This is a genomic window from Leucobacter triazinivorans (genome assembly GCF_004208635.1).
In the GTDB taxonomy this organism is placed as follows: Bacteria; Actinomycetota; Actinomycetes; order Actinomycetales; family Microbacteriaceae; genus Leucobacter; species Leucobacter triazinivorans.
This window is the reverse complement of the sequence record NZ_CP035806.1, coordinates 1,631,149-1,649,503: the sequence shown is the minus strand read 5'-3', so window position 1 is coordinate 1,649,503 and position 18,355 is coordinate 1,631,149. Positions and strand designations below refer to the sequence as shown.

17 protein-coding genes are annotated in these 18,355 nt (G+C 72.0%); 6 read left to right on the top strand and 11 right to left on the bottom strand.

Translation table 11 applies throughout. The features are described 5' to 3' along the window. Positions 1 to 119 precede the first annotated feature (119 nt). Positions 120 to 1,772: a SulP family inorganic anion transporter gene (locus EVS81_RS07480; protein ID WP_130109822.1), complete on the bottom strand. Its 1,653-nt coding sequence runs from the start codon at positions 1,770 to 1,772 to the stop codon at positions 120 to 122. Then, on the bottom strand, positions 1,769 to 2,152 hold the full coding sequence (locus tag EVS81_RS07475) for an ArsR/SmtB family transcription factor (protein WP_130109821.1): 384 nt from the start codon (positions 2,150 to 2,152) through the stop codon (positions 1,769 to 1,771). The genes EVS81_RS07480 and EVS81_RS07475 overlap by 4 nt, the downstream gene beginning before the upstream one ends. Positions 2,153 to 2,460: 308 nt before the next feature. Between EVS81_RS07475 and EVS81_RS07470 the strand changes: the two genes are divergently transcribed. Further along, positions 2,461 to 3,804: an anaerobic C4-dicarboxylate transporter gene (locus tag EVS81_RS07470; protein WP_130109820.1), complete on the top strand. Its 1,344-nt coding sequence runs from the start codon at positions 2,461 to 2,463 to the stop codon at positions 3,802 to 3,804. Positions 3,805 to 3,880: 76 nt separating this feature from the next. On the opposite strand, the gene EVS81_RS07465 is transcribed toward EVS81_RS07470, so the two are convergent. Both EVS81_RS07465 and EVS81_RS07460 read right to left on the bottom strand, forming a co-directional pair. After that, positions 3,881 to 4,981 carry an N-formylglutamate amidohydrolase gene (locus tag EVS81_RS07465; protein WP_130109819.1) on the bottom strand — a complete coding sequence of 367 codons (1,101 nt, stop codon included), beginning with the start codon at positions 4,979 to 4,981 and terminating at the stop codon, positions 3,881 to 3,883. A 168-nt stretch (positions 4,982 to 5,149) separates the two neighbouring features. Then, on the bottom strand, positions 5,150 to 5,626 hold the full coding sequence (locus tag EVS81_RS07460; RefSeq protein ID WP_165384207.1) for an ATP-dependent zinc protease family protein: 477 nt from the start codon (positions 5,624 to 5,626) through the stop codon (positions 5,150 to 5,152). A gap of 25 nt (positions 5,627 to 5,651) precedes the next feature. On the opposite strand from EVS81_RS07460, the gene EVS81_RS07455 reads away from it, so the two are divergent. Beyond that, complete coding sequence (locus tag EVS81_RS07455; RefSeq protein ID WP_130109818.1) at positions 5,652 to 6,851, top strand: RimK family alpha-L-glutamate ligase; 1,200 nt, start codon at positions 5,652 to 5,654, stop codon at positions 6,849 to 6,851. Here EVS81_RS07455 and EVS81_RS07450 read toward each other — a convergent pair. Continuing rightward, positions 6,848 to 7,450, bottom strand: a complete 603-nt coding sequence (locus EVS81_RS07450; RefSeq protein ID WP_130109817.1) for a TetR/AcrR family transcriptional regulator — start codon at positions 7,448 to 7,450, stop codon at positions 6,848 to 6,850. The two genes, EVS81_RS07455 and EVS81_RS07450, sit on opposite strands and share 4 nt — an antisense overlap. A 171-nt stretch (positions 7,451 to 7,621) precedes the next feature. On the opposite strand from EVS81_RS07450, the gene EVS81_RS07445 reads away from it, so the two are divergent. After that, the gene (locus EVS81_RS07445; RefSeq protein WP_130109816.1) at positions 7,622 to 8,626 is read left to right on the top strand and encodes an SDR family NAD(P)-dependent oxidoreductase; all 1,005 of its coding nucleotides are present in this window, start codon (positions 7,622 to 7,624) and stop codon (positions 8,624 to 8,626) included. A gap of 113 nt (positions 8,627 to 8,739) precedes the next feature. Here EVS81_RS07445 and EVS81_RS07440 read toward each other — a convergent pair whose 3' ends face one another. The 3 genes from EVS81_RS07440 to EVS81_RS07430 form a co-directional block, all read right to left on the bottom strand. After that, positions 8,740 to 9,456 (bottom strand): YceI family protein, encoded by a 717-nt coding sequence (locus EVS81_RS07440; protein ID WP_130109815.1) that lies wholly within the window; start codon positions 9,454 to 9,456, stop codon positions 8,740 to 8,742. A gap of 103 nt (positions 9,457 to 9,559) precedes the next feature. Continuing rightward, positions 9,560 to 10,606 carry a diacylglycerol/lipid kinase family protein gene (locus EVS81_RS07435; protein WP_130109814.1) on the bottom strand — a complete coding sequence of 349 codons (1,047 nt, stop codon included), beginning with the start codon at positions 10,604 to 10,606 and terminating at the stop codon, positions 9,560 to 9,562. 137 nt (positions 10,607 to 10,743) lie between these two features. Then, positions 10,744 to 11,451, bottom strand: coding sequence for a hypothetical protein (locus tag EVS81_RS07430; protein WP_240740033.1), 708 nt, complete (start codon positions 11,449 to 11,451; stop codon positions 10,744 to 10,746). Positions 11,452 to 11,527: 76 nt separating this feature from the next. On the opposite strand from EVS81_RS07430, the gene EVS81_RS07425 reads away from it, so the two are divergent. Together EVS81_RS07425 and EVS81_RS07420 are read left to right on the top strand one after the other, a co-directional pair. Further along, on the top strand, positions 11,528 to 13,204 hold the full coding sequence (locus EVS81_RS07425) for a deoxyguanosinetriphosphate triphosphohydrolase family protein (protein ID WP_130109813.1): 1,677 nt from the start codon (positions 11,528 to 11,530) through the stop codon (positions 13,202 to 13,204). A gap of 134 nt (positions 13,205 to 13,338) precedes the next feature. Next, positions 13,339 to 13,992, top strand: coding sequence for a class II aldolase/adducin family protein (locus EVS81_RS07420; protein WP_240740032.1), 654 nt, complete (start codon positions 13,339 to 13,341; stop codon positions 13,990 to 13,992). A 213-nt stretch (positions 13,993 to 14,205) separates the two neighbouring features. Here EVS81_RS07420 and EVS81_RS07415 read toward each other — a convergent pair whose 3' ends face one another. From EVS81_RS07415 to EVS81_RS07405, 3 genes are all read right to left on the bottom strand, one after another. After that, a complete protein-coding gene (locus EVS81_RS07415; protein WP_130109812.1) occupies positions 14,206 to 14,886 on the bottom strand; it encodes an NUDIX hydrolase in 681 nt (226 codons plus the stop codon). A 133-nt stretch (positions 14,887 to 15,019) separates the two neighbouring features. After that, positions 15,020 to 15,301: a hypothetical protein gene (locus EVS81_RS07410; RefSeq protein WP_130109811.1), complete on the bottom strand. Its 282-nt coding sequence runs from the start codon at positions 15,299 to 15,301 to the stop codon at positions 15,020 to 15,022. Between the two features lie 77 nt (positions 15,302 to 15,378). Continuing rightward, on the bottom strand, positions 15,379 to 16,989 hold the full coding sequence (locus EVS81_RS07405) for an acyl-CoA carboxylase subunit beta (protein ID WP_130109810.1): 1,611 nt from the start codon (positions 16,987 to 16,989) through the stop codon (positions 15,379 to 15,381). Between the two features lie 261 nt (positions 16,990 to 17,250). On the opposite strand from EVS81_RS07405, the gene EVS81_RS07395 reads away from it, so the two are divergent. Then, the gene (locus EVS81_RS07395; RefSeq protein ID WP_240740031.1) at positions 17,251 to 18,315 is read left to right on the top strand and encodes a biotin--[acetyl-CoA-carboxylase] ligase; all 1,065 of its coding nucleotides are present in this window, start codon (positions 17,251 to 17,253) and stop codon (positions 18,313 to 18,315) included. The last annotated feature ends 40 nt before the right edge of the window (positions 18,316 to 18,355 follow it).

The window sequence follows — 18,355 nt, the reverse complement described above, 5'->3', positions numbered from 1 at the left end:
TGCCGCTTCCCCGCGCAGGAAGCGGCACAACGAGACTCCCACTTGGGGGCAGCGGCGGGGAGGGCGCGCGGCGGGGCGCAGGGGGAGCCGCGCGGGGTGCGGCCTCGCCCGGGTGGAACTCAATCGATGCGCCCCGCGGCCGCGCGGCGCACGTGCGCCCTGGCGTGCGCCAGGGCGGCGTCGAGCTCGGCGAAGAGATGATTCGGGTGCCGCAGCGACGCGATGACCCCGAGCCGTTCGAGCAGCGCCCGGTGCTCGGGCCGCACGCCCTTGATCAGCACGGTCGCCCCGCGCCGCTCGAGAGCCGACACCAGCTCGGCGAGCGCGTGGGCGCCGGTCGCGTCGACGAGCTGGAGTCCGGAGAGGCGCAGGATCACGACCTCGACATCCGGGGCGCTGGAGATCGCGTCCACGAGTCGGTCCGCGGCCCCGAAGAACAGGGAGCCTTCGATGTGGAACAGCGCAATGCGCTCGTCACCCGGCTGAGGATCGCCCGGCAGCGGATCCCGGTGCGCTCCGCTCATGCGGCTGAGCGAGCGCAGCGCGAAGAAGGCGGCCGCGGCGAGGCCGATCCCGACCGCCACGATGAGATCGAAGGCGACGGTCACGGCCAACGTGACGACGAAGACCGTCGCGCCCGAACGCCCGGATCGCAGCACGCGAAGTGCGGTGGCGGGCGACACCATCCGCGCGGCGGTCATCATCAGCACTCCGGAGAGTGCGGCGATCGGGATCACGGAGACCACGTCGGCCGCCACGAGCACCACGAGCAGCAGGACGATCGCGTGGGCGGCTGCGGCCAGGCGGGTCCTCGCCCCGCTGCGCACGTTGACGGCGGTGCGGGCGATGGCCCCGGTCGCCGGCATTCCGCCGAAGAGACCGGCGGCGACCGACGCGAGCCCCTGCCCGAAGAGCTCGCGATCGGCGTTGACGTGCCCGGTGTCGGCGAGCGTGGCGGCCACCCGCGCCGACAGCAGCGACTCGATCGCGGCGAGGGCGGCGACCGCGAATGCGGGGCCGATGAGGCTCGTGACCACGGCGGCATCGAGCGCGGGCAGCGACGGCGCGGGCAGGGTGCGGGGCAGTTCGCCGATGGTGCTCAGGGGCAGCCCGCACAAGGCCGAGATCACCGCGACCGCAGCGATCGCGATGAACGACGCCGGCAGTGCGGGGGCGAACCGTCCGAGCAGCATGATGGCGGCGACCGCGGCCACCGCCCCGAGCGGCAGGAGCGCCTGCGGCCATTCGGCCTGCGCCAGCGCCTCCCACGCGGCCGCGACCGCGTTCGACGAGTGCGCTCCGCCCTGCGCGCCGACGGCTGCCGGCACCTGCTGCAGGAAGATGATGACGCCGATCCCCGCGGTGAAGCCCTCGATCACCGGCCAGGGGATGTAGCTCACCGCGCGCCCGAGCCGCAGCACCCCGGCGGCCAGCACGATGATCCCCGCGAGGACGCTGACGAGCGCGACCGCGCCGACCCCGTGGCTGGCGATGATCGGTGCGAGCACCACGACCATGGCGCCGGTCGGGCCCGAGACCTGCACGTTCGAGCCGCCGAAGACCGCGGCGACCAGGCCGGCGACGATCGCGGTGATGATCCCGGCCTCGGCCCCCGCACCCGAGGTCACGCCGAAGGCCAGGGCGAGCGGCAGCGCGACGATTCCGACCGTCAGACCCGCGATGAGGTCGGCACGCCAACTCGAGCGCAGGGCGCGGTAGTCGTCGGCCTCGGGCAGCAGGCTGCGCAATCCGGAGCGCGCGGATCGGATCATGTGGCGGGTTCCGCGCCTCCCGGCCCGGCGATCGCCGGAAGCGCGGCGGCCGCCGCGCCATGCGCCTGGTCGTCGGTCAGCAGCCCCAGCAGCAGGCGCCGAGCGACGTGCAGGAGCTCGGCGACCTCCGGGAACGCGAGCCGGTAGTAGACGATGCTCGCGCGGCGCTCCGAGCGCACGAGCCGGTGGCGCCGCAGCACGGCGAGGTGCTGCGAGACATGCGACGACTCGAGGCCGGTCTCCGCGATCAGCTCCGACACCGAGGTCTCGCCGTGGGCGCTCAGGATCTCGAGGATTCGGATGCGGTACGGGTGGGCGAGACCCTTGAAGAGGTTGGCCTTGATCTCGTAGAGGGGGCGTTGCGCGTCTCCGAGGTGCATGCGCGCTCCTTCCGGTCGGCCTCATGAATCGGCGACATTGCGAAATGATGATTCCATCATATTGGCATATCGAGGGCGGACTCCGCGCGGCAATGCCCACGGGGATACCGTTCGCCGGCGCGATTCGATGTCCGAGTGGCGGAGAACGCGGCGATTCTGCGAGAAACGCGCGGGTTCTCCGCCTCTTGCGAGGCCCCGCCGAGGGGTTCGCGGCCGATGCGCGGGCGAGCGTGAGACCGCTCGCCTCGCCGTTCGCCCGCCGCTACGCTATGCCTCAGGGACCACGGTGGTTCGGAGGTGGGGGCGACATGGAGACCGTTCTGTTCGTGACGCAGCTGCTCGTCGTGCTCGGCTGCATCGTGATGGGCACGCGCTCGAGCGGCGTCGCGCTGGGACTGTGGGGCGGTACCGGTGTGGCGATCCTGGTCTTCGTCTTCCGCCTGCCGCCGGGATCCCCGCCCGTCGATGCCCTGCTCATCGTGCTGGCGGTCGTGCTGGCGTCGTCGATGATGCAGGCCGCGGGCGGCATCGACTGGATGGTGTCGATCGCAGCGAAGCTGATCGCCCGCAATCCCAAGCAGATCACGCTCGTCGCACCGCTGGTCTCGTTCGTCTTCTCGGTGGGCGCCGGCACCTCCAACATCCTCTACCCCCTCCTCCCCGTGATCCAGGATCTCTCGTACCGCAACGGCATCCGTCCGTCGCGCCCGCTGTCGTTGTCGGTCGTGGCGACGGGCGTCGCGCTCGCCTGCAGCCCGGTCTCGGCGGCGATGGCGGCGATGGTCACGCTCACCGACACCGCGCCGTGGAACTTCGAGCTCATCGACATCCTCAAGGTCACGATCCCCGCTGCCGTCGTCGGGATCGTGGTCTCGAGTTTCGTGGTCAACCGGCTGGGCAAGGACATCGCCGATGATCCGGACATCCAGGCGAAGATCGCCTCGGGCGAGATCCCGGCGCCCCAGGCCGACGCGCAGCAGGTGCAGGCGCAGGTGACCGTCACCTCATCCGGCCGCAACGCCGCGCTGATCTTCCTGACCGGAGTCGCCGTGATCGTTGCCTTCGGACTGTTCACGGGGATCCGCCCGCTCGACGCGGCGGGGGATCCGATCTCCATGACGCCGATCATCGAGATCGTGATGTTCGTCGCGGGCACGGTGATCCTGCTCGTGTCGCGGCCCAAGGTCGCCGAGATCCCGACCATGACCGTCTTCCGCGCCGGCATGGTCTCGGCCATCGCGCTCTTCGGGCTGGCGTGGCTGACCGACACCTTCCTCGCCGCGCACACCGAGGTGATCGCCGACGGCGTCGGCAGTCTCGTCGCGGCCGTGCCGTGGATCTTCGCGCTCGGCGTGTTCCTGGTGTGCGTGCTCACCACCAGCCAGTCCACCGCGACGCGCACGATCGTGCCGATCGGCCTCGCCGCGGGGATCCCGCTCGGGCTGCTCTCCGGCATGTGGGCCGGCGCGTTCGCCGGGATCTATCTGCTGCCGACCAACGGCTCGCAGATCGCGGCCGCGAACTTCGACACCTCCGGGAGCACGCGACTCGGCTCGAAACTGGTGGATCACTCCTTCTTCGTGCCCACCCTGGTGCTCGCGGCGTCGACGATCGCGGCCGGCGCGCTCTTCGGAGTGCTCTGGGGCGGCTGAGCCGCAGACGCCCACGAGGTCCCGCGCCCGGTCCCGCGCCCGGTCCCGCGCCCCCTCCCGCGCTCCGCGCTGCGGATCAGGCTCCGCCGTCGCGGAACGCGTCCCAGGCCCGCTTGCACGCGTGGGCGAGCGCATCCACGCGCGCGGGATCCTCATCCACCCAGTCGGATCCGGGATCGCGCAGCTGTGCAGTGGCCTCGGGGCCCAGCAGGTACTCGCGCAGGAACTCGGCCTGCACCGCGCCGAGGCCGAGGCCCGCTTCGCCGGCCTCTCGCGCGAGGGCGCGGAACCGCGCGCCCGCAGCGAGGATCTCCTGGCTGCCGAGGTACGGCTGGTTGAGGCGCACGGCGCCGGGATCCGCGACCTCGAAGCCGTCGCGGTGCGCGTCGGCCAGGCGACGCAGCGCGGCTCCGTCCATGGTCGGCGGATCGGCGGGATCCCGCGGCTCACCCCGGTGGTCGCCGCGGTTCGACAGGGCCACCACGTCGGGGAGCATGTCGCGTTCGGCGCGCGCGACGCTTACGGCGCCTTCTCGGGTCGTCGTCGTGTTCATGGTGTCGTGGAACGACAGCCGGGTGATGCTGCCCCCGCGCTCCAGCCCGTTCGCGAGGAACATCTCGGTGAGCGCGTCGCGGGTGCGCTCGTAGACGCCGAGCCCCTGCTCCGCGGTTCGCGCGAAGGCATCGACGAGGCGGGCGATCCCGTCGTCCGTGCCGGGCACCTCGAGGATCGGGAAGAACGAGAAGGTGACCGGTCGGATCGCGTCGACACCGGTCAGATCGACCGGCTGCCAGGCGCCGGCGGCGCGCACGCGCTCGAGCGCGGCGGTGAGGTCGGCGCGCACGTCGGCGGGCTTTGCGCGGTTGGGGTCGCGGATGAGCCGAGGGTGCGGGTTGACGACGGCGACGATCCGAGGATCGATCTCGGCCCACCGCACGACGACCGCGGCGGTGGAGACGTCGCTGAAGTCGTACTGCAGGCGCCGGGTCAGGGCGGGCGAGAGGAACTCGGCGACCTCCTCGGGGATCGCCGCGCCGGCGTGCGGGGCGCTCACGAGCACGTCGGCGTCGAGCACGGCCTGCTCGAGGGATCGCGTGTCCGGGTCGGCGTAGTGGGTGATCTGCTCGGGGGTGAACTCCGTGCCCGCCGGGATGAGTTCGAGGTCGCTGCCGCTCATGCCCTCAGCGTAGCTTCCTGGAGAATCGAGTGTGCGCGAATCGTCGGTATTCTGCGCGCGCATGGACGATTCGGCAACACTGAGCGGCGGCGGGATAGGGAGGATCGGGCGCGGGGGCCCTGGGGCGCCGGGGCGCCGGGGCGCCGGGGCCCCGGGGGTGCGGGACGCCTATGCCCCGCGATTGCGACGGCGGATCGCGCGGGGCGGCTTGCCCCCCAGGAACGACGCGGCCGAGTCGACGACGAAGCCCCGGCGCAGCGCCTCTCGTCCGATCAGCATGCGGAAGACCATCTCCTCGCGGTCGGTCAGGGTCACCTCCGCCTCGATCGTGCGGCCGGCGATCCCGATCTCCATGAGCACCACCGGTCGCTCCTGCGCGTGCCCGGAGGAGCTGCGCACGGTGCGCCGGTCGTGCACCGGCAGTTCGACGGCGACCGCGTCGTCGTCGGTGACCTGCCAGGGCTGCACCTCGAAGCGCACCCACGGCGCGCCGTCGCGCACGAACTCCGTGATCTCCGTCGCGTGCAGCGCCGAGGTCTGCGCGCCCGTGTCGATCTTCGCCTTGATCCAGGGCACGCCGATTCCGTTCAGCGACACCCATTCACGCCAGCCCGTCGGGGTGCTTGAATAGTGGGGTCCGCTCACGCATCTATCTTGGCAGGGAACCACGGTGAAACTGGCGATTCTTTCGCGCGCCCCGCACGCGTACTCCACGCAGAGGCTGCAAGCGGCAGCGGCCGACCGGGGCCACACGGCGCGGGTGCTCAATACCCTGCGCTTCGCGATCGACCTCGCCACGCCCGAGGAGCCCGACCTGCTGTACCGTGGCAAGCAGCTCAGCGACTACGACGCGATCCTGCCGCGGATCGGCGGCTCCATCACCTACTTCGGCACTGCCGTCGTGCGGCAGTTCGAGCAGATGGACGTCTACACGCCGAACACGGCGAACGGCATCTCCAACGCCCGCGACAAGCTGCGGGCGATACAGATCCTCTCCCGTCACAGTATCGACATGCCGGCCACGGCCTTCGTGCGCAATCGCGCCGACGTGCGCGCTGCGATCGAGAGCGTGGGCGGTGCGCCGGTGGTGATCAAGCTGCTCGAGGGCACGCAGGGCATCGGCGTGATCCTCGCCCCGCAGGTGAAGGTGGCGGAGGCCATCATCGAGACGTTGCACTCCACTCGCCAGAACGTGCTGATCCAGCGCTTCATCGCCGAGAGCCGCGGGCGCGACATCCGCGCGCTGGTGGTGGGGGATCGAGTGGTCGCGGCGATGCGGCGCATCGCGAGCGGGGACGAGTTCCGCTCGAACGTGCATCGGGGCGGCACCGTCGAGGCGGTGCAGCTCGATCCGGCGTACGAGCAGGCGGCGGTGCGCGCCGCGCAGATCATGGGGCTCCGCGTCGCGGGGGTCGACATGCTCGAGGGCGACGACGGGCCGCTCGTGATGGAGGTCAATTCCTCGCCCGGCCTCCAGGGCATCGAGACCGCCACGGGGCTCGACGTGGCGGGCGCCATCATCGACTACATCGCGAATCAGGTCGACTTCCCCGAGATCGACGTGCGGCAGCGGCTGAGCGTGTCGACGGGCTACGGCGTGGCCGAGCTCACGATGCACGCGGGCTCGGAACACGTGGGCAAGACACTCGGCGATCTCGGTCTCTGGGATCGCGACATCACCGTGCTGACGCTGCACCGCGGCGTGCAGGCGATCCCGAATCCGCGCAAGCACGTGGTGCTGGAGGCGGAGGATCGTCTGCTCTGCTTCGGCAAGCTCGAAGAGATGCGGTCGATGATTCCGCAGCGGAAGCGCCGCAGGGCGAGGGTGCGCAAGCTGCCCGCGTCGGCCGCGGACCTCGCGGACGGTTAGGATCCCGACAGCCCGTGGGCTGCGGCCGCAGGCGGCGGGGATCCCGGCGTGCCATGCTCGGGACCTGAGAGGATGCGCCACATCCACTCCGCGGCGACGTCCGGCGAGGGGAGAGGATCGCGCGCGATCCAGGCCTCGATGACGCCGAGCAGCGCACCCGCGGTGCCCGCCGCCTCGATGTCGAGCGGCAGGCCAGTCCGCGGGGTGCGCGAGAGCTCGATGCCCTCGCGCACGAGATCGACGGTGCGCGCTCGCACGCGCGAGGCGACGAGCGCCGATCCGTCGGGCCCGAGCGCTCGGCGGTAGACGGCGGCGTGCTCGGCGAAGTGCGCGAGGAAGCGCACGAGTGCCGGCGCGGCGCGGCCCGTGCTCGGAATGCGTACGGGGGTGCGCACGCGGCCTGCAGCGTCTTCGGCGGTCTCGAGCGCGCTGGCGAGGAGTTCCTCCCGGCTCGAGAAGTGCTGATAGTAGCTGCTGCGATTGACTCCGGCCCGGGTCACGAGCTGCGTGACCGAGATCTCGTCGAGTTCGCGTTCGGCCGCCAGCTCGAGCACCGCGCGGTGCAGGCGGGCGCGGGTGTGTGCGGCTCTGGGATCCATGTTCCGATTCTGCCAGGCCGCGGAATCGTCGCCGTCGCCGTCGCGGTTCGTCGGCTGAGCGCGCACGGAATCCTGGCTTCTCCGACAGTTGTCGGATACGCTGTGGAGTGCACGGAGCCGCGCCGAGTGCCGGTTCCGCCGCAGTGCCGCACACGTACCGAGGAGGCCCGCATGTCCCAGCTCACCGCCAACAGCTCGATCGGCGACTGGCTCGACCACCCGCAGGGGGGCGAGCTGATCCGCAACCTGCTGGCCCAGTCGGGCACCGACGCGAACTCGCTCGATCCGGTGCGCTCGCTCCCGCTGCAGCAGCTCGTCGAGATGAGCCAGGGACGCATGCCGCAGTCGGTCGTGGACGACCTCGTGCGGGCGGCGAACGGGGGCGAGATCCCCGAGGACGACGGCCCGAGCGGCTGGCAGGAGCGGATCACCCCCGGCCGCTTCGAGGGGCGGACCGTGATCGTCACCGGCGCCGCCGGAGGGATCGGGCGGGCCACCGCGTCGCGCATCGTGCGCGAGGGCGGTCGGGTGATCGCGGTCGACATCTCCGAGGACCGGCTCGCCGAGTTCGCGGCCTCGGCGCCCGAGGGGCGGGTCGTAGCGGTCGCCGCCGACGTCACCACGCAGGTCGGCATCGATCGGATCATCGCCGCTGCCGGGGAGCGCATCGACGGCCTCGCGAACGTCGCCGGGGTGAACGACGACTTCTCGCCCATCCACGAGACGAGCGACGAGATCTGGGACCGGGTGATCGGGATCAACCTCACCGGCGTCTTCAAGCTCACGCGCGCGGTCGTGCCGGTGATGCTCGCCGCGGGCAGCGGCTCGATCGTGAACGTCTCGTCGGAGGCCGGTCTGCGGGGCAACGCCTCGGGCAACGCCTACACGGTCTCCAAGCACGGCGTCGTCGGGCTCACGCGCAGCGCCGCGTTCATGTACGCCCAGCAGGGTCTGCGGGTCAACGCGGTCGCGCCGGGCGGCGTGGCGACCGGGATCCCCTTCCCCGCGCACGTCTCAGAAACGGGCAGCGCGCGGCTGCACCCGTTCCAGTCGGCGATCCCCTCGGTCGCGGCGCCCGAGCACCTCGCCGCGTCGATCGCCTTCCTGCTGAGCGACGACGGCGTCAACATCAACGGCGCGATCCTGCCCTCGGACGGCGGCTGGTCGGTGCAGTAGATCGGCGGTCCGCCCGCCCGGGAGTGCAGCGCTCGTGAGAGCCGGGACCGTGGATCCTGCGACTTCGCGCAGGACGACGCGGGGCGATGGAGCGCGGGACGGGTGCCGCGGCGCTACTGGCGGGCGGCGGTGAGCTGGAATTCGACGAAACCGGTCTCCTCGACCGACACGAAGCCCAGATCGGGCGCCTCGACGCCGAAGTCGGCGAAGACGATGGGGATCGAGCCGGCGATCTCAGCGGTAGTGCCGTCCGAGCGCACCTCGACCGATGCCGTGACCGTTCGGGTGGCCCCCGCGATCGTGAGGTCGCCGGTGGCCTCGGCCTGCACCACGTCTCCGGCGTTCGGGGCCTGCTCGAGCGCGACGGGCTCGGTGAGCGCGAACGCGGCGGTCGGGAACTCGTCGGTGCGCAGCGCCTGGTCGCGGAAGTAGGCGTCTCGCTGCGCGCTGTCCGTGGAGATCGAGGCGACGTCGACCGTCAGCTCGGCCGCCTCGAGGGTGAGACCGTCCGCGCCGATGGTGAACCGGCCGTCCACCCGGTCGGTGCGCCCGGTGACGGTCACGTCGGTGCCGTTCAGCACCTCGTCGACGCGATAGCCGGCCTCTGATCCCTGGGCCACGTTCCAGACCCCGACGAGGGTTGCGGGATCGAGGGCCTCGCCCGCCGACTCGCCCGGCAGGATGTTCTCGTCGCCGCTCAGCGTCGGCGCCGACGCCGCGGGCGGAGCGATGAAGTCGCGATAGACGACCGGACCTGCCAGAGCGGCGACGGCCGCGAGCGCGAGCACGCCGGCTCCGGCGCCGATGAGGATCTTCTGGGACTTCTGCACGGGAGGCTCCTGACGCGGGCGCGGTGGATCGGGCTGTGTGGTTCCACCCTGACAGGCGCCCCATTGAAGACGCTTGGAGACCGGGGTGAAGCGGCTGGACGGCTCAGCGCACTCGGAGCGCGCCCGGCAGGATCCTGGCCTCGAACGCCGTGATCTCGCCCACGTCGTCGCCGTCGACCTCGAATGCGAGCGGCACGGGCAGATCCACGCGCACGGCGCGGGCGCGCAGATGGGCGGTGGATCCGGAGCTTTCGGCTTCGCCGCCCCGGGAGATGAGCCGCTTCACCCCGTTGTCCCACACCATGTTCTTCATGGTGTCGAGCCAGGCCCCGGCGGTCTCGGCGCGTAGCACGAGCAGATCGAGCCGACCGTCATCGGGAACGGCGTCGGGGAGCAGCGTGATCCCGCCCTGAATGCTGCCGCAGTTCGCCACGAGCATCGTGTGGGCGGTCTCCGTGCGCGGCTTCTCCGCATCCAGACGCAGCGCGAATTCCACGACCTCGGCGCCCGACGCGGCGCGCCCGAGCGATTCGACATAGGCGAGCCAGCCGGATCTCGCCTTGAGCTCGTCGTCCGTCTCCGTGATCATCTGGGCGTCGATGCCGAACCCGGTCATCACCACGAAGCCGTAGCGCCGGTCGAATCCGTCGTCGCCGGCTTCGACGCGCGCGGGATCGTCGCGCCCGGCTTCGACGCGCGCGGGATCGACGCTTCCGGCATCGTCGTGCGTTGGCGTCGAGCGCACGCGCACCACGCCGAGGTCGAGCCGCGATCCCGCGCGTTCCAGCACGCGTGCGAACGCGGCCTGCGGATCACCGAGCGGGATGCCGAGGTTCCTGGCGAGCAGATTGCCGGTTCCCAGCGGCACGACGCCCAGCTCGGCCTCCGGGGTGCCCGATCCGCCCAGCCGCTCGGCCACCGCGCGCACCGTGCCGTCTCCGCCGGCGGCGACCACCACGTCGCATCCGCGCGCCAGCGCGTCGCCCGCGGCGCCCTGGCCGGGATCGTCCTCGGTCGTCTCGAACCAGAGGCATTCGGGCCGCTCCCGCGTGCCGGGGAACACGCGCTCGATCGCGCCCTCCACGGCGCGCCGCAGATCCGCCTCCTCCACCTTCGACGGATTCCAGACGATGCCGATCCTGTCGCTCATGCTCGCTCCTCCGGATGCTCGATGCTCAGCGTACCCAGTCGATCCGCGCCCCTGCTGCGCGGGCGACCGGCAGCGCGCCGTTGATCGCCATGCGCCGCCGTGGACCCCGTGGCTCGGCGTGGCTCGGCGTACCCCGCTCAGAGCTCGGCCAGCAGCGACTTCCAGTGCGCGCGCCACTCCTCGATGCGCTCTCCGTCTGCGAGGCCGTCGTGGTTCACCCCGAGCGATGTCTTCTCGCCCTTCGGCGTGGCGGACACCTCCACCCGGCCCGCCCCGTCGAGGGCGAAACGCCAAAAACTGCGCTTCTCGGTGCGGGAGCGACGCGGCGGCCCCGGGGTGTGCCCGAGATGCTCGGTGCGTGCGCCATGCGTCGCCGCCCAGGCCTCGATCGCCGCGTCGCGGTCGAGCGGCAGCGTGCGGCTGGCGCTCACCCGGAAGTCGCCCCTCGAGGACTGTCCCGGCACCCGCAGCCCCGCGTGCTGCTCGTAGGCGATTGCGGTGGCCTGCGCCCACCAGTCCGGGTTCTGCAGTTCGGCGGGCATCGCCGAACGCGCGATCCGCACGATCTCGCCGTGCCCCAGCGCGCCGGCGCGTCGGGCTTCGAAGAGCGCCACCCACTCGCCCCAGCCCCGCCCGCTCGCCCGCTCGATGGCGGGCACGTTCTCGGCGCGGGTGCGATTGCCGCCGGGCTCGGGGGTGCCGTTGCCGTCGCGCTCGGGGGTGCCGTCGCCGTCGCGTTCGGCGGTGCCGTCGCCGTCGCTGTCGCGCTCGGGGGTGCCCGGCGGATCCGATCCGATCCGTTCCGAGCACTCCGGCTCGCCGCTCGCCCGATCCGCGCCGCTCATCCCGACCTCCTTCGCCGTTCTCACACTACACACGGTGCTGCGCTGCCGGGCGTCGGGCGGATGATTGAATAGGCCCATGACCGCACAGGCTCAGGAGGATCACGGCCGACGCCCGGTGGAGCGCGGGATCGAGGCGCCCGAGCCGCGCGAGGTGTCCGAGCCGCCCGAGCCGCGCGAGGCGCGCCGATACGTCGAGCACGTCTCCTCCCAGCACCGCTCCGCCGCCGTCGACGACGCTGACGGCGCGCCCGGCACGCGCAGCCCCCAGGAATATCGCGTCGATCTCGAGCGCATCCGCTTCTCCTCCTACTTCGCGCGGCTCTCGGACGTCACCCAGGTGGTGCCGCAGTCGGGCGTCGGGCCGGTGATGCACAATCGACTCACCCACTCGCTCAAGGTGAGCGCCGTCGCACGGGTGATCGCCGCGCAGCTCGCGGGGCAGGAGGCGCGGCACGCGGCATTCGTCCGAGGCGAGCGGAGCGAGGACGATGAGACCGGCGCCGTTCTCGCACGGCTCGGCGGATGCGACACGATCGTCGCGCAGGCCGCGGCCCACGCCCACGACCTCGGCCACCCGCCCTTCGGCCACCTCGGGGAGCGGGTGCTCGACCGGGTGGCGCGCGACCGCCTCGGGCTGGCCGAGGGCTTCGAGGGCAACGCGCAGAGCTTCCGCATCCTCACCCGGCTCGACACCCTGGGCCGCGACTTCCCCGGGCTCAACCTCACGGCGGCCACCCGTGCGGCGACACTCAAGTACCCCTGGACGCGATCGGCCTGGATCGGCGTGACCGCGGAGCGCTTGGCGCCGCAGGATCGACCGCGGGGCGTCGGTACCGACGCGGCGGAGGGGGCCGAGAAGTTCTCCGCGTACGCGCTCGAGGCGATCGAGATGGAGCACGCCCGCGCGGCGTTCCCGGGGATCCGCGAGGGGGTGCAGACGGTCGAGTGCGCCGTCATGGACCTGGCCGACGACATCGCATACGCCGTGCACGACCTCGACGACTTCACCCGGGCGGGGGTGCTGCAGCAGGCCGCGGTGGCGGGCGAGCTGCGTGCCTGGCTGGAGCACTCCGCGTCCTTCGCCGCCGAGGAGATCGGCGAGCTCCTCGCCTCGTGGCGGGCGCCGGGGCGGTCTCTCGAACTGCTGTGGCGCCGACTGCGGAGCAAGGACGCCTGGATCGCCGACCGCGAGGCGTTCGGGGCCGCGGTGGCGCGGGTGAGCGCCGAGGTGGGGGAGGCGCTGCTCGCTGCGCCCTACGACGGCGGGATCGACAGCGAGCGAGCGGTCTCGAGCTTCACCCGGCGGTGGATCGAGCACCTGCGCACCTCGATCGTCGTCGAGGAACACCCCGATGTCCGGGGCGGGCACGTGCGGCTCGATCAGCAGGCGTGGCACGAGGTGATGGTGCTGAAGTTCGTGCACGCGCACTTCGTGCTGGAGCGTCCTGACCTCGGGCAGACGCAGCGCGGGCAGGCGAGGGTGGTGGAGGAGCTCGTGCTCGGCTTCGACCAGTGGCTGCAGGATCCCGTCGATTCCGGGCGGGCGCCGCGGCGGCTGCTCGAGTGGGTCGAGGATGCGACCGGTGCGAGCTTCGCCCTGCGGCGGGAGCGGCCCGAGCTGCTGATCGGGGACACGAGCGATGCGGGCCTGCGCAGGCAGGGGCGCGCCCGGGCGATCCTCGACTACGTGGCCTCGCTGAGCGATCAGCAGGCCGTGACGACGCATCGGGCGCTCACCGGCAGGCCCGCGTGATCGCCCGCGTCTGCGCGACCCCGCGCGCCTGCGTGATCCCCCGTGCGCGGGTGATCCCCCGTGTGCGCGTGATCCCTCGTGCGCGCGTGATCCCCCGTGTGCGGGGCTGCGCCTCCACGCGGTAGCGTTGAGGAGTGGAAGAACAGCAGGATCGTGAGATGACGCGCAATCGGGATCGTCTGGTGCAGGAGCTCATCGAGGTGGGGCGCGACGCCGTCGGCCGCGGACTCGTGCTCGCGAGTGCGGGCAACCTCTCCGCGCGCATCTCCGACGACACGTTCGTGGTGACGGGCAGCGGCACCTGGCTCGATCGGCTCACGCCGGACGACTTCGCGGTGCTCACCCTCGCCGACGACGAGTCCGGATCCGTCCCGCCGGGCGCGAAGGCCCCCTCGAGCGAGTGGAAGCTGCACCATCGGGCCTACCGGGCGCGCCCGGACGCCGAGTGCGTGCTGCATCTGCACCCCCGCACCGCCGTGGTACTGGCGAGCATCGGTCAGCCGGTCCGCCTGCTGACGCTCGACCACGCCTACTACCTCGGCTCGATCGGCGTGACGCCGTTCTACCACAACGGCACCGATGAGCTCGCCGACACCGCGGCCGAGCAGCTGCGCGAGCACGACTGCGTGATCATGCAGCATCACGGCTGCTCCGTCGTGGCCGACTCCGTCGGCATGGCCTACCGCCGGGCGCTCAACCTCGAGGACGCCGCGCAGGCGACGGCCCTCGCGCTGCAGCTCGGCGACACGGATACCGTCTTCCCGCAGGAGGGCGCCCGCCACGCCTAGCGGTTCCGCCCTCGGCGGTCCTGCGTGAGTGCGCGGCCTCCCCTGGTCATCCTGCGTGAGTGCGCGGCCTGTCCTGGTCATCCTGCGTGAGTGCGCGGCCTGTCCTGGTCATCCTGCGTGAGTGTGCGTCCTCCCCTGGTCATCCTGCGCGGAGGCGAGGAACGAGCCGGAGTCGCAGGATCCATCCCGTGCGGCCCCTCCGAGCGCGCGCTCCTACGGCAGCACCGGGAGCTCCCGACCCGGATCCCACGGGCGGCTCCAGCCGAGCTCGTCGAAGAGCGTGGCGAGCAGGATCCCCGTGAAGCCCCACACGATGCGCCCGCCGAGGTGCGGCGCGAGCCGGAACGCCGCACCGCGGTGCGTCATCCCCTCCCGGCGCAGCACCGACGTGCCGCGCGCCGCGGGATCCAGCAGCTCGGCCACCGGCACCCGGTAGACCTCGACGGACTCGGTGCGATCCGCGGCGACGGGGCTCGGCAGACGCCACCACCCCACGACGGGGGTGACCAGGTTGTTGCTCACCGGAATGTGCACCTCGGGCAGTGCGCCCAGCACGTCGACGCCCGCGGGATCGAGCCCGGTCTCCTCGGAGGCTTCGCGCAGCGCCGTCGTCGCCGAGTCCCGGTCGCCGGGCTCGGCCCCGCCGCCGGGGAAGGCGATCTGCCCCGCGTGGTGCCGCATGCGATCGGCGCGGCGGGTGAGCAGCACATCGAGTTCGGGCGCCACCGCCGGAAACGAGGAGCGGGCCGGAACCCGGTCGAGGGCGCCGAACAAGATGAGCACCGCCGAGCGCCGCAGCGGCAGCTCGGCGAGCGCGCCCTGCGGGCGGAAGTCGAGGTCGACGCCGCGCCGCATGAGGTCGCGCAGTTCGCGTTCGGCCCGGGATTCCTCCATGCCGTTCAGCCTACCCGGCGCCGCCCCAGGGATCTTCGCGCGCCAGTTGATGCTGCCTCAACCCGCGCGAGAGGACAACAACTGACGCGCGTCGAAGAACCGAAGCGGGGCTGGAGATGTCCGGTGCGGGGGGTCAGGCCTCGGCGAGCAGATCGCCGATGCCCTCGGGGACGCGCTGGGAGCGGGCCCACGGCTCGCGATCCCGACGCTCCACCCGCTTGGCCTGCCGGGTCTCCTCCTCGCGCACGCGGGTGAGCACCGCGATCACCGCCGCGCGCTCCTCGGCGCTCACCCGCTTCGTGGTGAAGCGGATGTCCTCGCCGTGCAGGGTGTCGTCCTGCTCGCCGAGTCCTTCGCGTCTGGCGGCGTCGCGCTCTGCGGCATCCGGCGGCAGCGGCGCGTCGTACTCGCCCATGGCACCTCCTGAGGTCTCGACAAGCTCCAGCGACGCAGGCGGCCCATCGAGCTTGCGGGATGAGCGGCCGTCCACGGTCAGAGCGGGATGTTGCCGTGCTTCTTGGCCGGCAGCTCGTCGCGCTTGCCGCGCAGGCCGCGCAGCGCCTTGATGACGGCGAGGCGGGTGCCCGCGGGCTCGAGCACATTGTCGAGCTCGCCGCGCTCGGCGGCGAGGAACGGGCTCGAGACGTCGGCGGTGTACTTCGCGGTCAGCTCGGCGCGCAGCGCCTCCACGTCCTCGCCGCGCTCGGCGGCGGCGGCCAGCTCCTTGCGGTAGAGGATGTTGACGGCGCCGGCGCCGCCCATCACCGCGATCTCGGCGGTGGGCCACGCGATGTTGAAGTCGGCGCCCATCTGCTTGGATCCCATCACGATGTACGCGCCGCCGTACGCCTTGCGCGTGATGATCGTGACGAGCGGCACCGTCGCCTCGGCGTAGGCGTAGAGCAGCTTCGCGCCGCGGCGGATCACGCCCTGGAACTCCTGGTCGGTGCCCGGCAGGTAGCCCGGCACATCGACGAGGGTGAGGATCGGGATCGAGAACGCGTCGCAGAACCGCACGAAGCGCGCGGCCTTCTCGCTCGCGTCGATGTTGAGCGTGCCCGCCATCTGGTTTGGCTGGTTCGCGACGATGCCGACCGTGCGGCCCTCGACGCGGCCGAAGCCGATGAGGATGTTGGGGGCGAACAGCGGCTGCACCTCGAGGAAGTCGCCGCCGTCGAGGATCGTCTCGATGATCGACTTCATGTCGTACGGCTGGTTGGGGCTGTCCGGGATGACCGTGTTCAGCCTGCGGTCGGCGTCCGTGATCTCGAGCGCCGTGTCGCTGTCGTAGACGGGAGCCTCGGCGAGGTTGTTGTCGGGCAGGTAGCTGATGAGCGTCCGAGCGTAGTCGAGCGCGTCGAGCTCGTCGCTCGCGAGGTAGTGGCTCACGCCGCTCGTCTTGTTGTGCGTGAGGGCGCCGCCGAGCTCTTCGAAGCCCACCTCTTCGCCCGTCACGGTCTTGATGACGTCGGGGCCCGTGACGAACATGTGGCTCGTCTGGTCGACCATGATCACGAAGTCGGTGAGCGCGGGCGAGTAGACCGCGCCGCCCGCGGACGGGCCCATGACGATGGAGATCTGCGGGATCACGCCGGAGCACGCGGTGTTGAGCCGGAAGATGTTCGCGTACTTGCTGAGCGCGACCACGCCCTCCTGGATGCGCGCCCCGCCGGAGTCGAGGATGCCGAGGATCGGGGCACCGGTCTTGAGCGCGAACTCCATGGCCTTGACGATCTTCTCGCCGGCGACCTCGCCGAGCGAACCGCCGAACGTCGTGAAGTCCTGCGCGTAGACGACGACCTGCCTGCCGTGGATGGTGCCGGCTCCGGTGACGACCGAGTCGCCGAAGGGGCGGCTGCCCTCCATGCCGAACGCGTGGGTGCGGTGCCGCACGTACTTGTCGAACTCGACGAACGAGCCCGGATCGACCAGCGCGGCGATCCGCTCGCGGGCGGTCATCTTGCCTCGCGGATGCTGCTTGGCGGCGGCGGCGGCGTCGCGGTCGCCCACGGCCTCCTGGTACTTGCGGCGGTGGTCGGCGATGCGGCCGGCGGTGGTCGCGAGCGTCTCGGCCGCTGCTGCGGTGGCGTTGTCTCCAGTCACGCATGCCAGCCTAGCGCGGGGTGTGCGCCGCACGCTCCTGAACCTCTCCAACGGAATCGGAGAACCTTGGTGGAATCCCTACTACGTGTGCGCGACGTGCCGCTTGCTCCTCGCTGGCGCGCGCCGCTCGTGCAGGAGATACCCACCGGCGCGGATGGCTTCGGGGGTTCCGATCCTGCATGACTGGTTTTCTCCTGCATGACGGGCGGGCGGCGGATCCCGCCGATGAGCGCGGCGCGACCAGCCGGTAGCGTGGAGCGCATGGAACTGACGCGAACGCGCGAGCTGCTGCCGACCGTGATCTGGCGCGAGAGCTCGCCGTCGACCAACGCGGAGCTGCGCGAACTGGTGGCGGGCCGGGGGCATGCGCGCGCGATGCGGGATCCCGGCGCGCTGCGCCGGTCGGCCGGCGGCGGGGGGCGAGGCGAGGCGACGCCGCAGGAGCTGCGCGAACCGCAGGAGCCGCGCGAACCGCAGGAGCCGCGCGAACCGCACGAACCGCAGGAGCTGCCGCACGGCACGCTGCTCGCGACCGCGAACCAGACCGCCGGCCGCGGCCGGCTCGACCGCGGCTGGGTCACCCCGCCGGACACCGCGGTGGCCGCCTCCCTGCTCGTGCGAGGATTCGGGCGGAGCGGTCTCGGGGTGGGCTGGCTTCCGCTGCTGACGGGATCCGCCATCGCGACCGCCCTGCAGCCGTACTTCGGCGATCGCATGCGCGTCGGCGTGAAGTGGCCGAACGACGTGCACGTGCGCGACGAGGACGACGCGATCGCGGGCCGGCCCGGGCTGAAGCTGTGCGGGATCCTCTGCGAGATGATCGATCCCGAGACGGTGATCGTGGGCACGGGGATCAACCTGCTCATCCCGGAGGAGGACCTGCCGACGGGGCGGGCCGCTTCGCTGCTCTCGGCCGGCGCCGACGTGCCCGGCGGAGTCGCGGCGGAACCCGGGGCGCGGGATCGGGATGAGGATCCCGGTGCGGATCGAGGCGCGACGGGCCCGGATCCGGAGCACTGGCCGCACCCGCCCGCGCCCACCCTCGCCGATCCGGCCGGGCAGGACCTGGCCGACCGGGTGCTGGCGGCCTATGCGGCCGAGCTGCTGCGGCTGATCGAACTCGCCGCCGTGCACCCCGGCGCCGCACGCGCCCGCGTGGCGCGGCACTCGCTCACGCTCGGCACCGAGGTGCGCGTGCACCTGCCCGGCGGCGAGGTGGTGGACGGGCGCGCCCGTGAGCTTGCCGACGACGGATCCCTCGTCGTCGATCTGCCCACGGGCGGCACCCTGACGGTATCGGCGGGGGACGTCGAGCACCTCCGCTGAGGGCGCTCGGCCCCGGCGGCTCCCGAGGGAGCCGCCGACC

Bases quoted from the DNA above. Each gene is read 5' to 3' on its own strand.
- EVS81_RS07480 (WP_130109822.1), bottom strand. From the start codon at position 1,772: ATGATCCGATCCGCGCGCTCCGGATTGCGCAGCCTGCTGCCCGAGGCC.
- EVS81_RS07475 (WP_130109821.1), bottom strand. From the start codon at position 2,152: ATGCACCTCGGAGACGCGCAACGCCCCCTCTACGAGATCAAGGCCAAC.
- EVS81_RS07470 (WP_130109820.1), top strand. From the start codon at position 2,461: ATGGAGACCGTTCTGTTCGTGACGCAGCTGCTCGTCGTGCTCGGCTGC.
- EVS81_RS07465 (WP_130109819.1), bottom strand. From the start codon at position 4,981: ATGAGCGGCAGCGACCTCGAACTCATCCCGGCGGGCACGGAGTTCACC.
- EVS81_RS07450 (WP_130109817.1), bottom strand. From the start codon at position 7,450: ATGGATCCCAGAGCCGCACACACCCGCGCCCGCCTGCACCGCGCGGTG.
- EVS81_RS07445 (WP_130109816.1), top strand. From the start codon at position 7,622: ATGTCCCAGCTCACCGCCAACAGCTCGATCGGCGACTGGCTCGACCAC.
- EVS81_RS07435 (WP_130109814.1), bottom strand. From the start codon at position 10,606: ATGAGCGACAGGATCGGCATCGTCTGGAATCCGTCGAAGGTGGAGGAG.
- EVS81_RS07430 (WP_240740033.1), bottom strand. From the start codon at position 11,451: ATGAGCGGCGCGGATCGGGCGAGCGGCGAGCCGGAGTGCTCGGAACGG.
- EVS81_RS07425 (WP_130109813.1), top strand. From the start codon at position 11,528: ATGACCGCACAGGCTCAGGAGGATCACGGCCGACGCCCGGTGGAGCGC.
- EVS81_RS07415 (WP_130109812.1), bottom strand. From the start codon at position 14,886: ATGGAGGAATCCCGGGCCGAACGCGAACTGCGCGACCTCATGCGGCGC.
- EVS81_RS07410 (WP_130109811.1), bottom strand. From the start codon at position 15,301: ATGGGCGAGTACGACGCGCCGCTGCCGCCGGATGCCGCAGAGCGCGAC.
- EVS81_RS07395 (WP_240740031.1), top strand. From the start codon at position 17,251: ATGGAACTGACGCGAACGCGCGAGCTGCTGCCGACCGTGATCTGGCGC.